Origin of the sequence: Brevundimonas sp. (assembly GCF_036402095.1) — a bacterium.
In the GTDB taxonomy this organism is placed as follows: domain Bacteria; phylum Pseudomonadota; class Alphaproteobacteria; order Caulobacterales; family Caulobacteraceae; genus Brevundimonas.
The window spans coordinates 1-12644 of sequence record NZ_DASWTO010000079.1; the positions used below are offsets into that span (position 1 = coordinate 1).

At 68.8% G+C, this 12644-nt stretch carries 15 protein-coding genes; 5 read left to right on the forward strand and 10 right to left on the reverse strand.

Annotated elements, in window-relative coordinates; all coding sequences use genetic code 11:
• Window positions 1–183, forward strand: a 183-nt coding sequence (locus tag VGD32_RS06460; RefSeq protein ID WP_331031083.1) for a hypothetical protein, incomplete at its 5' end; no start/stop codon positions are given.
• Window positions 184–259: 76 nt separating this feature from the next.
• Window positions 260–799: a PAS domain-containing protein gene (locus tag VGD32_RS06465; RefSeq protein ID WP_331031084.1), complete on the forward strand. Its 540-nt coding sequence runs from the start codon at window positions 260–262 to the stop codon at window positions 797–799.
• Between the two features lie 7 nt (window positions 800–806).
• Here VGD32_RS06465 and VGD32_RS06470 read toward each other — a convergent pair whose 3' ends face one another.
• The gene (locus VGD32_RS06470; protein WP_331031085.1) at window positions 807–1334 is read right to left on the reverse strand and encodes a gamma carbonic anhydrase family protein; all 528 of its coding nucleotides are present in this window, start codon (window positions 1332–1334) and stop codon (window positions 807–809) included.
• Between the two features lie 298 nt (window positions 1335–1632).
• Between VGD32_RS06470 and VGD32_RS06475 the strand changes: the two genes are divergently transcribed.
• The 3 genes from VGD32_RS06475 to VGD32_RS06485 all read left to right on the forward strand — a co-directional run bounded on the left by VGD32_RS06475 (window position 1633) and on the right by VGD32_RS06485 (window position 3716).
• On the forward strand, window positions 1633–2424 hold the full coding sequence (locus VGD32_RS06475; RefSeq protein WP_331031096.1) for a PhoH family protein: 792 nt from the start codon (window positions 1633–1635) through the stop codon (window positions 2422–2424).
• A 158-nt stretch (window positions 2425–2582) separates the two neighbouring features.
• A complete protein-coding gene (lspA, locus tag VGD32_RS06480) occupies window positions 2583–3092 on the forward strand; it encodes a signal peptidase II (protein ID WP_331031086.1) in 510 nt (169 codons plus the stop codon).
• 60 nt (window positions 3093–3152) lie between these two features.
• Window positions 3153–3716 carry a DUF3035 domain-containing protein gene (locus tag VGD32_RS06485; protein WP_331031087.1) on the forward strand — a complete coding sequence of 188 codons (564 nt, stop codon included), beginning with the start codon at window positions 3153–3155 and terminating at the stop codon, window positions 3714–3716.
• A gap of 16 nt (window positions 3717–3732) precedes the next feature.
• On the opposite strand, the gene VGD32_RS06490 is transcribed toward VGD32_RS06485, so the two are convergent.
• From VGD32_RS06490 to VGD32_RS06530, 9 genes are all read right to left on the reverse strand, one after another.
• On the reverse strand, window positions 3733–4638 hold the full coding sequence (locus tag VGD32_RS06490; RefSeq protein ID WP_331031088.1) for a DMT family transporter: 906 nt from the start codon (window positions 4636–4638) through the stop codon (window positions 3733–3735).
• Between the two features lie 71 nt (window positions 4639–4709).
• On the reverse strand, window positions 4710–5183 hold the full coding sequence (locus VGD32_RS06495) for a DUF2269 domain-containing protein (protein WP_331031089.1): 474 nt from the start codon (window positions 5181–5183) through the stop codon (window positions 4710–4712).
• The gene (locus VGD32_RS06500; RefSeq protein WP_331031090.1) at window positions 5180–6487 is read right to left on the reverse strand and encodes an SDR family oxidoreductase; all 1308 of its coding nucleotides are present in this window, start codon (window positions 6485–6487) and stop codon (window positions 5180–5182) included. The genes VGD32_RS06495 and VGD32_RS06500 overlap by 4 nt, the downstream gene beginning before the upstream one ends.
• Before the next feature lie 13 nt (window positions 6488–6500).
• Window positions 6501–6971, reverse strand: coding sequence for a single-stranded DNA-binding protein (gene ssb / locus VGD32_RS06505; RefSeq protein ID WP_324777220.1), 471 nt, complete (start codon window positions 6969–6971; stop codon window positions 6501–6503).
• 150 nt (window positions 6972–7121) lie between these two features.
• Complete coding sequence (locus VGD32_RS06510; protein ID WP_331031091.1) at window positions 7122–7559, reverse strand: hypothetical protein; 438 nt, start codon at window positions 7557–7559, stop codon at window positions 7122–7124.
• Window positions 7559–8224: a hypothetical protein gene (locus tag VGD32_RS06515; RefSeq protein ID WP_331031092.1), complete on the reverse strand. Its 666-nt coding sequence runs from the start codon at window positions 8222–8224 to the stop codon at window positions 7559–7561. The genes VGD32_RS06510 and VGD32_RS06515 overlap by 1 nt, the downstream gene beginning before the upstream one ends.
• Before the next feature lie 78 nt (window positions 8225–8302).
• Entirely contained in the window at window positions 8303–11059 is a 2757-nt protein-coding gene (locus VGD32_RS06520; RefSeq protein WP_331031093.1) for a transcriptional regulator, read from the reverse strand.
• Between the two features lie 266 nt (window positions 11060–11325).
• Window positions 11326–12162 carry a flagellin gene (locus VGD32_RS06525; RefSeq protein WP_331031094.1) on the reverse strand — a complete coding sequence of 279 codons (837 nt, stop codon included), beginning with the start codon at window positions 12160–12162 and terminating at the stop codon, window positions 11326–11328.
• Window positions 12163–12293: 131 nt separating this feature from the next.
• Window positions 12294–12581 (reverse strand): flagellar protein FlaG, encoded by a 288-nt coding sequence (locus tag VGD32_RS06530; protein WP_331031095.1) that lies wholly within the window; start codon window positions 12579–12581, stop codon window positions 12294–12296.
• Window positions 12582–12644: the final 63 nt, after the last annotated feature.

The following is a 12644-nucleotide window of genomic DNA, read 5'->3' on the forward strand; positions in this document are numbered from 1 at the left end:
GGCGGCGGCGGCGGCGGGCAGATCGGCCCGCATTGCGCCGCGGCGGTCCCGCCTACCGCCGTCACGACGACGAAGGTCGCCACGGCCGGCGTCCAGTTCATGATCCGCACCCGCATGGGCCGACCTCCAGATGAAATCTTCCGCGGGCCGTGCAAGACGCGGGCCGCTCCAGCCTGCATCTGAACCGCAAAAGCCTTTCGTTTCCGTTGCGTTTCGCCCCGGCCCGGACCTTGCGACGTCCGCGCCAGAGGCCAAGGCGATGTTTCACCCTGATACGCAGTTCCTGATCGACCACTGGACGGCTCTGGCGGGCCGCCCGGACTCGCGCGGCGGAATTCCGGATCGCGCCGCCATCGAACCGGATGCGCTCGGCCTGCGGCTGCCGCGGGCCTTCATGGCCAGACGGACTGGCGATGATGCCGTAATCCGCCTCGCCGGAAGCTGGATCGAGGGCTTCCACGGCGAAGCCCTCAAGGACCAGTCGCTGCTGTCCCTCTGGCGCGCCGCATCGCGCCCGCTGGTGGCGACCGCACTGTCGCAGACCGTTCGCGAGGGCCGGCCGGTCGTAGTCGTCGCGCTCGCCGGCAGCATCGGCGCCCAGATCGAGATCACCCTGCTCCCGTTGCGGGGGCCTTCGGGCCGCCCGGATCGCCTGCTCGGCCTGTATGCGCCCGCCGCCACGCTCACCCTGGCCGCGGAAGAGCCGCGCCTGCTGACCGCGCGGGTGTCAATCGGGGTGGGCGACGCGGCCCGTGCACCGCTCAGCCTCGCCGCCATCGGCGGCCGCCGGATCGCCTGATCCGCGCCTACGCCGGCGCCAGATCCGCGATGTAGCGCCTCCAGTTCTGCACATAGTGCGCCGCCGACGCCTTCAGCGCCTCGATCTGGCCGGGCTCCAGCTGGCGCACCACCTTGCCGGGCTGGCCCATGACCAGCGAGCCGTCCGGGATCTCCCTGCCCTCGGTGATCAGGGTGTTGGCACCGATCAGGCAGTTCTTTCCGATCCGGGCGCGCCCCAGCACGACGGCGCCGATGCCGATCAGGCTGTTGTCGCCGATCTCACAGCTGTGCAGCATAACCATGTGGCCGACCGTGACTCCGTCACCGATGTTCAGGGGCTCGCCGGGGTCCGAATGCAGCACGCTGCCGTCCTGGATATTGGTGTCCCGCCCGATGGTGATCGGATCGTTGTCGCCCCGGACGACGGCGCCGAACCAGACGCTGGCGCCCGGTTTGAGAATCACGTCTCCTATGACGGTTGCAGTCGGCGCTACCCAGTATTCGCCCTCAGGCGGAAGCTGTGGTTTCTTGTCACCGAGACTGTAAACATTCATCACGACACCGTCATTTCTGAACAGAACGAGGCTTTAAGCTCTCGTAAACCACGCTAGCATCATAGTGCAGATGCGATTCGAGGTCGCCATTTCGGCCCCGGATCCGAAGCCGGATCAAGCCCGGTCCGGTCAGACCAAGGAGGACGCGCGTGACGCGTTCCGGTCGGCGGGTGTTCCCGCTGGAAGCCAAGCCCCTGCAAAGGGGGCCTTCCTCCGACCCGGGCGGATGCGCTGCGTTCCTTTCCCCGACTACCGTCGTTCGAGGCGATGCTTTTGCGGCATCGCCTTTTTTCATGCCCTGGAGGCGTTCATGACCAAGCGTGCGGCAATCAAGCGTCAGACCCGTGAAATGTCCCGTGAACACGGGATTCTGGATTCACGGCAGTTCATGGAGGACGCCAAGGTGCGGCGCCTTCCGACCCACGCCGGCTGGTCGCCCTACCCTTCCAACGACGATCGCGACCAGGCTTATCTGAAGACGCTGAAGCCGAAGTCGGACGGCCAGGCCGAGCTGATGGCCGCCATCGACCATCACAACATGGTGCTGGCCCTCGGACCGGCCGGCACCGGCAAGACCTATCTGGCCGTCGCCAAGGCGGTCGAGGCGCTGGAGGCCGGCAAGGTGGGCCGCATCGTCCTGAGCCGCCCCGCAGTTGAGGCCGGCGAATCGATCGGCTTCCTTCCGGGGGACATGGAGGACAAGCTCGCCCCCTATCTGCGGCCGCTTTACGACGCCCTGTCGGACCGGCTGTCGATGAAGCGGGTCAAGGCCCTGATGGCCGAAGGTCTGATCGAGATCGCTCCGATCGGCTATATGCGCGGCCGCACCCTGAACAACGCCTTCATCGTCGTCGATGAGGCCCAGAACTGCACCTATGTGCAGCTGAAGATGCTGCTGACGCGCCTCGGCTGGCATTCGACCATGGTCGTGACGGGCGACCCCCAACAGTCAGACCTGCTGCCCGGCATTTCCGGGCTGTCCGACATCGCCGAACGCCTCACTCACGTCCCCGATATCGCCGTGGTCAAGCTGGCCGAACGCGACATCGTCCGCCACCCGCTGGTGGCGAGCATGATCGGCGTGCTCTGAGGCCTCGACCTTTTCTGGCGCAGGTCCACGCAAGAGCGTTCCGGGCCTGCGCCGGATCAGGGCTTAAGCGCTGCGGTACAGGCCGCGCGACGCGATTGCCCCTTCGCGCCCGGGGCCGGGGCTGCTAACCGGGACGGCCCAACTTTTCAGCGACCCGAATGAAAATCCCCCGCATCACCCTGGCCGCCTACGGCTTCGCCATCCTCGTCATCGTCGTCGACCAGCTCGTCAAGGCCTGGGTCCTCGGAGACCTCGGTCTTCGCTTCGAAGGGCAGTCGCATCCGGTTCTGCCTCCGGTCTTCAACATCACCCTGGTGCACAACGGGGGCGTCAGTTTCGGCCTGTTCGGGGACGGTTCGGCCCGTTGGATGCTCAGCGTCTTCTCGCTGGTCGTGGCGGGAGTGCTGGGCTGGTGGGCGCTCAAGGCTGACCGGCGGCTGCTGGTCACCTCGATCGGTCTGATCATGGGCGGGGCGATCGGCAATGTGATCGACCGCATCCGCTTCGGCTACGTCGTCGACTTCCTCGATTTTTCCGGCACCGGCTTCTTCCCGTGGGTGTTCAACGTCGCCGACAGCGCCATCACTGTCGGTGTGATCCTGCTCGTCCTCGACAGCGTGCTGTCCGAAAGGGCGGCCAAGGTTGGCGTCGCCGCCGAAAAGTCGTAATCAGCCGCTTCCTCTAGGGTTTACGCGCGCGCTTACGGGCGCGCCCAGCCGAGATTGACCATGCGCCTCAACCGCACCGCCATCCTGACCCTCGCCGCATCGACCCTGGTGCTCGGCGCCTGCGGGAGCATGCGGCAGGGCATCGGCCTGACCAAGGTCACCCCGGACGAGTTCCTGACCGTCTCGACGGCCCCGCTGACCGTGCCGCCGGAGTATGGTCTGCGCCCGCCCGCGCCGGGTCAGCCGCGTCCCCAGGAGCTGGCGCCCGAATCCGCCGCCCGCCAGATTCTGCTGGGTCAGCGGCAGGCCGTGACCCGGTCGCCCGGCGAGCAGGTGCTGGTCGCCCAGGCCGGCGGTGACCGGGCCGACCCGCTCGCCCGCTACGTCATCGACGACGAGTTCGGCGACCTCGCCCACAAGGAAGAAGGCTGGGCCAACCGCATCCTGTTCTGGCGCCGCGACGACGCCGCCAGCCAGGCCCCGACCACGACGCAGACCGCCAGCGGCGCCGTCACCATCGATGCGGCCAGCGAGTACGCCCGGATGCAGGCCCTGACCGGGGGCCGCGCCGGCATCGTCATCGCTCCGCGCCGCGACACGGGGTTCAAGCTCCCCGGCCTCTAGGCGGTTGGCCGGGCCGTCAGGCCCTGGCCGCCCCGGCCCTGAGCCCGCGTTCCGCCAGAGCCACGACGGCCACGCCGCCGATGGTCAGGGCCGCGCCGGTGAGAATCTGCGCCGTCAGGACATCGCCCATGAACAGCCATCCGATCAGGATGGAGACCACGGGCGTAGCCAGCAGATAGGGCGTGACCCGCCCGGCCTCGCGCTTCTGCACCAGCCAGAACACAAGGGTGGTGGCCAGCACCGACGACACCAGTCCCGCCCATACCACACAGGCCCAGACCAGCGCGTCGGCGTCCCGCAGGGCTTGCATCTGCCCGCGTTCGAACATGGCGGAGCCGAAGGCGAGGGTCGGCAGGGCCACCAGCGCCAAGAGCCCCTGCATCTTGAGCGGCGGAATGGACGTGGTCCGGCGTGCGATCACCGTCGTCATCGCCCAGGCCGCGCTGGCGGCGATGCCCACCAGGATCGCTTTCCAGTCGGTGATGGCGTGGGGGTCCAGCGTCATCCACGCGACGCCGGCGAAGGCGACGCCCATGCCGATCAACGCGAACCGCGACAGGCGCTCGCGCAGCAACAGGAAAGCGAACAGGGCCGTGAACGGCACCCACAGCTGGGCCGCCACCGACACGGGGCTGACGTCCTGGGCCAGCCAGAAGGCCAGGTAGATCAGCCCGTAGTGGATCGGCCCGCCCAGCCCGACGATGATCAGCAGGCTCTTCCAGTTGGGGAATGGCGGGCGCACGAAAGGGATCAGGCAGGCCGCGGCGATGGCGAAGCGCAGGGCTCCGACCAGCAGCGGGGGCATGGTCTCGGTGGCCAGCTTGGCGGCGGCGTTGTTGACACCCCAGATCACCACCACCGCGACGATGGCGGCGATCTCGACCAGGGAAAGCGGACTGTGCGGCTTGTCGGGAGTGGTCACCCGGCCCGATTAGCTCGGCGGGCCTACGGAAGCGAGAACGCCGCCTGACACTTTGCATTTCCGAATGTGGCTCAGAACTCCGGCTTGAACAGCATCAGGGCGTAGATGGCGATCACCGCGGCGAAGGCCGGCCAGCCGAGGACGAACCACAGCCAGTAGAGCCGATCGTAGGCCGGTGGCAGGTTCGCTCCGCTGGACGCCGCGGCCGCCGCGACGCGGGCCATACGCTGCTGGATCCACACCACCGGCAGCCAGCACAGGCCGGTGAGGCCGTAGAGCCCGTAGGTCGCCAGCAGCCACGGCTCGGTCAGACCGTATCCCTGCAGGCGGATCAGCCACAGGCCGGTCAGCGGCTGGATCACCACCGCCGTGGCGGTGAAGACGAAGTCCGCGACCACGACGATCCGGGCCACCGCGGCGACAGTCGGGGCGCTGCGTGTTCGCGTCGCCCAAACCATGAAGAAGGCGATGCCCAGCCCGGTCCCGAACAACACCGCGCCGGAGAGGACGTGGATCAGCTTCAGCACGGCCGCGAAGTCGATCATCGCCTTGCATCCGTCGCGGCCACAAACAGGCAGAGAGCCATCATCGGCAGCACTTTGAGCCAGGGGCCGAGCGGGTCGATCCAGTAGTGCGGCAGGCTGACCGTGCCGGCGATCAGATAGCCGACGGTGGCGAGGGCCATCACCATCGCAACCCGCGCGGTCCAGGGGCGGACCAGCAGCGCCAGCCCGAGCACGACGTCGAGCAGGCTCCCCAGCCAGGCGATGGCGGCGGTGCTGTCGCCATAGCCGCCCTCCCGAAGAATCTCGACCGCCCGCCCCCACCCGGGACCAAAGCTGATCAGGCCGGTCGCGGTCCAGAACAGGCTCAACGCGACGATCGCTACCGGACGCAGGAACCAGAGCCGCGCGTGCCAGACGTCCTGAACACAGGCAGGCGCCTCCGACAGGCTCCCGGCCAAGGTCCGGGGCCGAACGCCGAGAGCCGCGACCCAGTCGTCGGGCTGGCCCTCCACATTGTGGTTCATCTGCCGCAGCGAGGTCGACCTGAGCGGCGACGACCATCCCAGTCGACCCGCCAGATCGCCCAGCGCGATCACCGGGGCGGTCAGCACGGCCGGCGCGGCGAAGACCGGCGCCGGGCGGAGGCCCAGCCATCCGCGATAGAGCACGAGGATCTCGGCCAGCGTCAGGCTTTGCGGTCCGGCGACGTCGAGACTGCGCCTCGCCGGCGCCCCAGGCGTGAGGCCAGCGACGACGGCGGCGCAGACGTCTTCCATGGCGACCGGGCGGAAGCGCTGTCCGCCGCCGGGCGCAGGGATGAAGAGCGGAAACGCCGCCAGGGCGCGGATCAGGCCCGTACCGCCGAACACCCCGCGCGCCACCACCAGCGACGGCCGCAGGATGAGCCAGTCGAGCGTGCTGGCCTCGAACAGACGCTCTGTCTCCTGCTTGGTCTGCCCATAGGCCGTGCCCGCGGCCGCCTCGGCGCCGACGGCCGAAAGATGGATCACCCGGCGGACACCCTCGCGGTCACACGCCTCGATCAAGGCGCGCGGCCCGGTCACGTGTGCGATCCACGTGCTGTCCCGGCCGCTGTCCTGAAGCACGCCTACGCAGTTGACCACCGCGTCGACACCGCGCAGCAACGGGGCCCAGTCCGTGGCTCTTGTCAGGTCGAAGAAGTCCGCGCGAACCCAGTCATGATCCGGCGCCCGGCGCGCGGCGGCGGCGACGTCCCTCGCACCGGCGCGCACCGCCCAGCCGGCCCTCGACAGGGCGGCCGCCACATGCGCGCCGATAAAGCCGTTGGCGCCGAGGACGAGGACGCGAGGCGCGCCGGTCATCCGCGTGTCCTGATCAGAACGGAATGTCGTCGTTCAGATCGTAGCTCTCCTTGGGGCCGCTGGGCTTGTTGGCCCCGCCGGTCGAGAAGCCGGAGGAGTAATCGTCGTCGCCGCCACGCGGGGCGCCGCCGCCGTCACGGCCGCCCAGCATGGTCAGTTCGCCGCGGAATTTCTGCAGCACGATCTCGGTCGTGTATTTCTCGACCCCGTTCTGCTCGTATTTGCGGGTCTGCAGCGAGCCCTCCACGTAAACGGTCGAGCCCTTCTTCAGATAGTTCTCGGCCACCTTGACGATGTTCTCGTTGAAGATGACCACGCGGTGCCATTCGGTCTTCTCCTTGCGCTCGCCGGTAGCCTTGTCGCGCCACTGTTCCGAGGTCGCGAGCGACAGGTTGGCGACCCGTTCGCCGGAGTTGAGCGTGCGGATTTCCGGGTCCTTGCCCAGGTTGCCGACCAGAATGACCTTGTTGACGCTGCCCGCCATCATCGAATCCTTTTTTGTGGGCCTCTCGTGCTGGGCACGGATTGAGGCCGGTTGTTCACAGGACCCACGACGGAGCGCCGACGGGGCCGATATCTTGATCTCGCGGTCCGCAACCTAACCGATCACGGACTGATGTTCCAGTTTTGTTCGCTACTGTCCCGGAGCCGGGGGCGGCGCGGCCACGCCGACCGGCCGGCCGCTTTCGTCCCGCGTGATCGCGCCGGGAACCGCCAGGCGGCCGTCTCCTGTCCGGGCCAGGAAGATGAAACGGGCGCCGTCCAGAGACTTGCCGACCCAGATCCCTTCCTGGTCAATGAAGATGTACTGGCCCTGGTAGGCGCCGGTGATCTCCTGCCGGCTGCCGCCCTGGCGGAGGAAGCGCACGCGCATCTCCTCCAGGCGGGCCGCGCAGTGCTCGAGCTGCGGCTGACCGTCGGCGAGCTTGTTGAACACGGGCGCCTCCCCGGCTTCACCGGCTTCGACGGCGAAGCAGACGCCGCGCTCATACGGAGCCTCGACCGCATCGTTGCAGGCCGCCATGGCCAGGGCGCCGACGCCGGCGGCGAGGAGAGGAGCAACGCGGGTCATCAACGGAGGTCCGGGAACTGGCAGCTGCGGTCCTGTTCGACCAGGGTGCGGAAGCGATTGTTGTCCGGCGACTGCTCGACCCGACGGGGCACCAGTCGCAGGGTGGTGTTGCCCCACCGGCCGTACAGCGCGTCGCCTGGGCGGACGCAGGTGCCCGAATAGAGCGCCTGGACGCAGGCGTTGAGGCTCATGTTCGAGGACAGGGAGCGCCAGTCGGAGCCGGTGTGGCGCAAGCACTGGGCGCCGCCGGCGGCCTGCGCCTGGGGCTGCTCCGGCTGGCCCGGATCGAGCGTCTCGGGCGCGGGTTGCGGCCCGGCGTCGACCACCTCGACAGGCGGTTCGATCACGGGAGCGGCCGGCAGGGCGACCAGGGCGCCGGTCTCGTCGACGCCTACATCGAGAGCGTCCGTCGCCAGACCGTTGCGGCGGGCGCAGTCCGCCAGCGTCGCCATGCCCGCGAACTGGCCGTCGACATAGCAGCGAAGCTCGCGGGTCGTGTTGAGCTCGGGCGCATCGGCCACATCGACCGTCAGGCCGCCTTGGGCGGCCGGCGGCGGGGCGGGATCGCGGTCGCGGCCGCTGGAGAAGATCAAGGCGATCACCACCGCGGCGACGACCGCCACAGCGGCGCCGATAGCAATAAGGATGCGGTTGTCCCTGGGCATGAAAGGCTCGCGCGGCTGGAGAGTCCAATAACCCCGCCGGGCCATGCCGCGTCAACGGCCTTCGTCCGCAGTCGGGTCCTAGCCGCCCAGCCGCGCCAGGGCGGCCTGATAGTTCGCCAGCTGGTTGCTCAGATAGGCGGGGACCGGGCCGTTGGCGGCGGCCGACGCGCTGGCGGCGGGATCCAGCGAGCGGTAGGCATCGCGGACCGCCTTCATCGCCGCCTGAATACGCTCGCCGGCGGTCCTGGCCAGCGCCGCGTCGCCGAGACGGAGGTCGCCCGGAAGGCCGAGCCCGAACGTCTTGCGCACGTCGTCGCCAGCCGTGGCGCCGATGTAGCCAGACGAAAGGCCCAGTCCGGCCAAGGCGTCCCGTCCCGTCTCGCCCGGCGTCAGCACCGCGCCGGACTTGCCGTCGCGCGCCATGATCGACAGGCGCTGGAAGCCGCCGGTGGTCGTGGTGATCTCGCCGTCCTTGCCGGTGACGGAGCCGCCCTTGGACGCCACCGTCACCTTCAGCTTGCCGTTCGAGGCGATCTCGATCTTGCGGGCCAAGGTCGCCAGGGTGTCCTTGGCGGCGATTGTCACCGACACCGAGCGGCCGCCGTCGGCCGGGCTGATGTAGAAGCGGTCGCCGACCCGCAGCGAGGTGGCGTCGACCAGGCGTTTCGAATCGCTCTGGTCAATCTCGCCGGCGGGCAGGCCGAGCCGGTCCAGCACGCTCGCCCCGCCCGACGCGACCGCCAGGGTCAGCGGGCTGGCCTGATCGCCGTCGCCGGACCAGGTCCTTTCATACTCGACCGCCCCGGTGAGCGGGTCGAGCCGCACCAGATAGCCTCTCGTCGGATCCGTTTCATCGGCGGCCGGGTCCCGGTCGGCGACACCCGTGATCCAGACCTTGCCGTTGTGGATCTTGACGTCGGCGGCGCTGTCGTCGCCCGCCCCCCCATACCAGGTCATGCGGTCGCCGACCCCGGCCGTCAGGTCGCCCGACAGGGTGGCGACGAAGACGTCCTTGCCACCGGAGTGGGCCGTGGTCACGGTTCCGGCCGACAGGCCGCTGTCCCGGCTGGCGCCGGTGATAACGACTTGGCCGCCGGACACGGCCATGCCGCTGATCTCGCCGCTGATCTCGCCGAGATCCCGGGTCGAGGCCAGCGTCGGCACGCCCTCGGCGTCGAGGGTGAAATGACGCACGACGGCCCGGCCGTTCTCGACGCCCGCAGTATAGAGGTTCGGGCCGTCTACGGTCATCGCGTCGACGCTGTCGTCGCTGACGCTTCCGAACTGGCTCGTGGCCGTGGCCTTGGCGACAATACCGGCGGTCGGATAGGGCTCTCCCGCCTTGAACGCCTGAACGTAGCCGTCCCAGCCGCCGACCGCCGCACCCCCTGTCACGGCCGATTTGGCGCGACCGGCGATGTAGACCGTCCCGTCCGGGCCGAAGCCGACCGAGGTGGCCTCGTCGGCGGCGCGGGCGCCGCGACGCTGGCTCCAGAGTTCCTGACCTTCCTTGTCGAATACGGTGACGAAGCTGTCGGCGACGTCGGCGACGGCGCCCGTCTTGCCGGCGTCCGCAGCCGAGGTGTTCAGCGCCCCGGTGACCGAACCCGCCACGGCGACGTCACCGTCGGCGTCGATGGCGATGGCGTAGCCGCTGGCGGTCGAGGCGGCGCCGAGCGTCCGCGTAGCCACCAGACGGCCGGCGGAGTCGTATTTCATCAGGGCTACATCCCGGACTCCCTTGATCGGCTGGGTTTCGGGGCCGGCGGCGACGTCCGCCACAATCCACAGCGAGCCATCGGGGCCGACGGCGCTTGCGCGAACGGCGTCCACGCCCTCAGGCAGCGCATCCTGCGACAGGCGGCCCGCGACCCAGTGGGTTTCGCCGATACCGCCGGCCGCGGGCTGGGCCGCCGCGCCGGTGTCGCTCTGGAATTTCAGCAGCTGGGCCGCGCCCGCCGTCCCGGACGACTGCACGACATAGACGGCGTCGGAGGTTTCGGGGGCTGAGAAGCCGACGGTCTCCGTCGATGTGGCCCGGATGGCCAGGGCCCATTTGTCCGGCCCCGCCGGAAGGGTCACAGGCTTGCCGTTGACCTGGATCGTCTTCGCATCCGCCTTGATCTGCTCGCGGCCGAGACGGGTCTGGAAGCCGGCGGCCTCGAGCTTGCCGTTGATGTGGATCAGGACGTTGTCGAGGGTCCGCGGCGTAGCGCCCATGTCCGCGAGGTCGATCGGCACCGCCGTGGTCTGCGAAGAGGTCAGGCCGACGGGCACCTTGATCGTGATGCTGAAGCGGGTGTCGCCTTGGAAGGCGGCGACGGGCATGTCGACGGAACCCTCGTGGATCGGGCCGGTGATCGACCGGGCGCTGTCCCGCGGCACGGCGGCGGTGGTCTTGCTGGTCATCTTCGACGCGCCCTGCACCATGCGGATGTCGTCGAACTCTGCGCTGGACAGCCACGAGCCGATCTCGGTCAGGCCGGAAGAGAAGCGTTTGGTCAGCTGGGTCAATTCGAGGCTTCTGACGCCCTTTGTGGCCGACCGGTTGACCAGGGCGTTCAGGGTGTCCAGGCCCTGGTACAGGGCGAACAGCTTGCGATAGTCGGCCGAGGCCGACTTGACGTCCAGCTGGGCGGCGTCCTCGTTAATGAGTTTCCGTCCGCCCAGGGCCGCGCGCACGAGCGCGTCCTGCTTCGGCGGCTCGACGCTGGTGGACCACGGCGGCGTGGGCTGTTTGCGGGCGGCCTGGCTCAGGGCGGCGGCCGTCGTCGTGTCCAGGGCGAGAGGCGCCGTACCGCCGAACAATCCGAGAAGATAGCTGTTGCTGATCACAGGGCGCTCCCGCCCGCCAGTCTGACGGCGCGAGCGTAACGAGGCCTTAACATCCGCCGCCGGAGCGACTCCGAACGCGACTCAGGGAACAATGGCCGACGGCGGTGGTTGAGCCCTCGCCGTTGAAGCAGGAGACGTGCCGCATGTCTGCCTTCGTCGAAACCCTGAGATCGCTGCTCGCCCTGTACGGCTTCGGCCATCGCGCCCAGCGGCGGCGGCCCGCCCCCGTCTATATCGGGCGCTCGGGAGCCGGACGCATCTGAGGCCTAGCCGCCCCGGAACAGGGACAGGATGATCTGCGGCGCCTGGTTGGCGATCGACAGCGACTGCGCGCCCAGCTGCTGCTGAACCTGCAAGGCCTGAAGGCGCGCGCTTTCCTTGGCCAGATCGGCGTCGACCAGGTTGCCGATACCCGACTCCAGCGTGTCCACCAGTTTGGTGACGAAGCTCTGGTGCGCCTCGATCTGCTTGGCCTGGGCGCCGATCTCGCCGAGCGACGCGTTCAGCTGGGTGATCGAATCGTCCAGTCGGGTCAGGGCCTGGGTCGCGCCGGTCAGGGTCAGCAGGCTGTCCGACGTCGACAGCTCGATGATGGCACCGCCGAGGCTGAGGTCCTTGGCCGAAAGGGTGACGAAGGAGGTCGCATCGGCGTTGGCGAGGAAGCGGATGCCCGTCGTCAGCGAGCCGTTGAGGATGTTGCCGCCGTCGAAGGTGGCGTTGTCCACGGCCGAGGCGATGGCCTTCAGCAGGGCCTGGAAGTCGGCGTTCAGCAGTTCGCGCGACTGGGTCTTCAGCGACGTGTCCTTCGCCGCGACGACCTTTTCCTTGAGCTGGTTGAGCAGGTCGGAGACCGATTCGCCGGCCGAGAGGGCGACGTCGGCGATCGAGGTTGCCCGGTCGAGGCTCTGCTTGACCGCGCTGAGCGCGCCGACATCGGCCCGCTGCTGCTGGGCGATAGCCCAGATGGCGGCGTTGTCCTTGGCGCCCTGAACCTTCAGTCCGGTCGAGATGCGGCTCTGCACATCGCCCAGACGGTCGTTCGTGCGCGTCAGGTTCTGCAGCGCGATCGCGGCGGAAGTGTTGGTATGGACGCTGTTCGTCATCCGACTCGGCCTTTCAGGTTTGGCCAAGGCTAGGAGACGAACCGTGCACACATGGTTAACGGCCGCTAACCACGCGTTTTTACCGCGCGGATCGCTCCTGCGCGGCGGGTCGTGCCGAATACGCTGTGGCGTCAGGCCTTGGTGTCGATCACCGAGCCGGCGCTGTACTGGGCCGTCCGCATCAGGTCGACGACCTGTTCACGGGGCAGCTGCTTGACGACTTCGCCGGTGATCCGGTCCAGCGTCTTGTAGATGAAGGACCCCGACTGCGGCCCCTCCTCGATCACCAGGCGGTAGCGGGCGGCCTGCTCGGCTTCCTGCGCGAACCTGGAATCGTGGAAATCGCCGCCGGCGGTAGCCGCGGCGGCGGGCTGAACGGCGAGAACGCCGATCGGGTCTATCCTGGCATTGCTCTGCATCTCTCCTTCCGCCGACGGTCAGCCGGCGTCTCCGTGGGGGCCCGGATCGGTCGGGCGGGGGCG

Excerpts from the sequence above, each read along its gene's own strand:
- VGD32_RS06465 (WP_331031084.1), top strand. The coding sequence starts at position 260 with ATGTTTCACCCTGATACGCAGTTCCTGATCGACCACTGGACGGCTCTG.
- VGD32_RS06470 (WP_331031085.1), bottom strand. The coding sequence starts at position 1,334 with ATGAATGTTTACAGTCTCGGTGACAAGAAACCACAGCTTCCGCCTGAG.
- lspA (WP_331031086.1), top strand. The coding sequence starts at position 2,583 with ATGAAAATCCCCCGCATCACCCTGGCCGCCTACGGCTTCGCCATCCTC.
- VGD32_RS06485 (WP_331031087.1), top strand. The coding sequence starts at position 3,153 with ATGCGCCTCAACCGCACCGCCATCCTGACCCTCGCCGCATCGACCCTG.
- VGD32_RS06495 (WP_331031089.1), bottom strand. The coding sequence starts at position 5,183 with ATGATCGACTTCGCGGCCGTGCTGAAGCTGATCCACGTCCTCTCCGGC.
- VGD32_RS06500 (WP_331031090.1), bottom strand. The coding sequence starts at position 6,487 with ATGACCGGCGCGCCTCGCGTCCTCGTCCTCGGCGCCAACGGCTTTATC.
- ssb (WP_324777220.1), bottom strand. The coding sequence starts at position 6,971 with ATGGCGGGCAGCGTCAACAAGGTCATTCTGGTCGGCAACCTGGGCAAG.
- VGD32_RS06510 (WP_331031091.1), bottom strand. The coding sequence starts at position 7,559 with ATGACCCGCGTTGCTCCTCTCCTCGCCGCCGGCGTCGGCGCCCTGGCC.
- VGD32_RS06515 (WP_331031092.1), bottom strand. The coding sequence starts at position 8,224 with ATGCCCAGGGACAACCGCATCCTTATTGCTATCGGCGCCGCTGTGGCG.
- VGD32_RS06525 (WP_331031094.1), bottom strand. The coding sequence starts at position 12,162 with ATGACGAACAGCGTCCATACCAACACTTCCGCCGCGATCGCGCTGCAG.
- VGD32_RS06530 (WP_331031095.1), bottom strand. The coding sequence starts at position 12,581 with ATGCAGAGCAATGCCAGGATAGACCCGATCGGCGTTCTCGCCGTTCAG.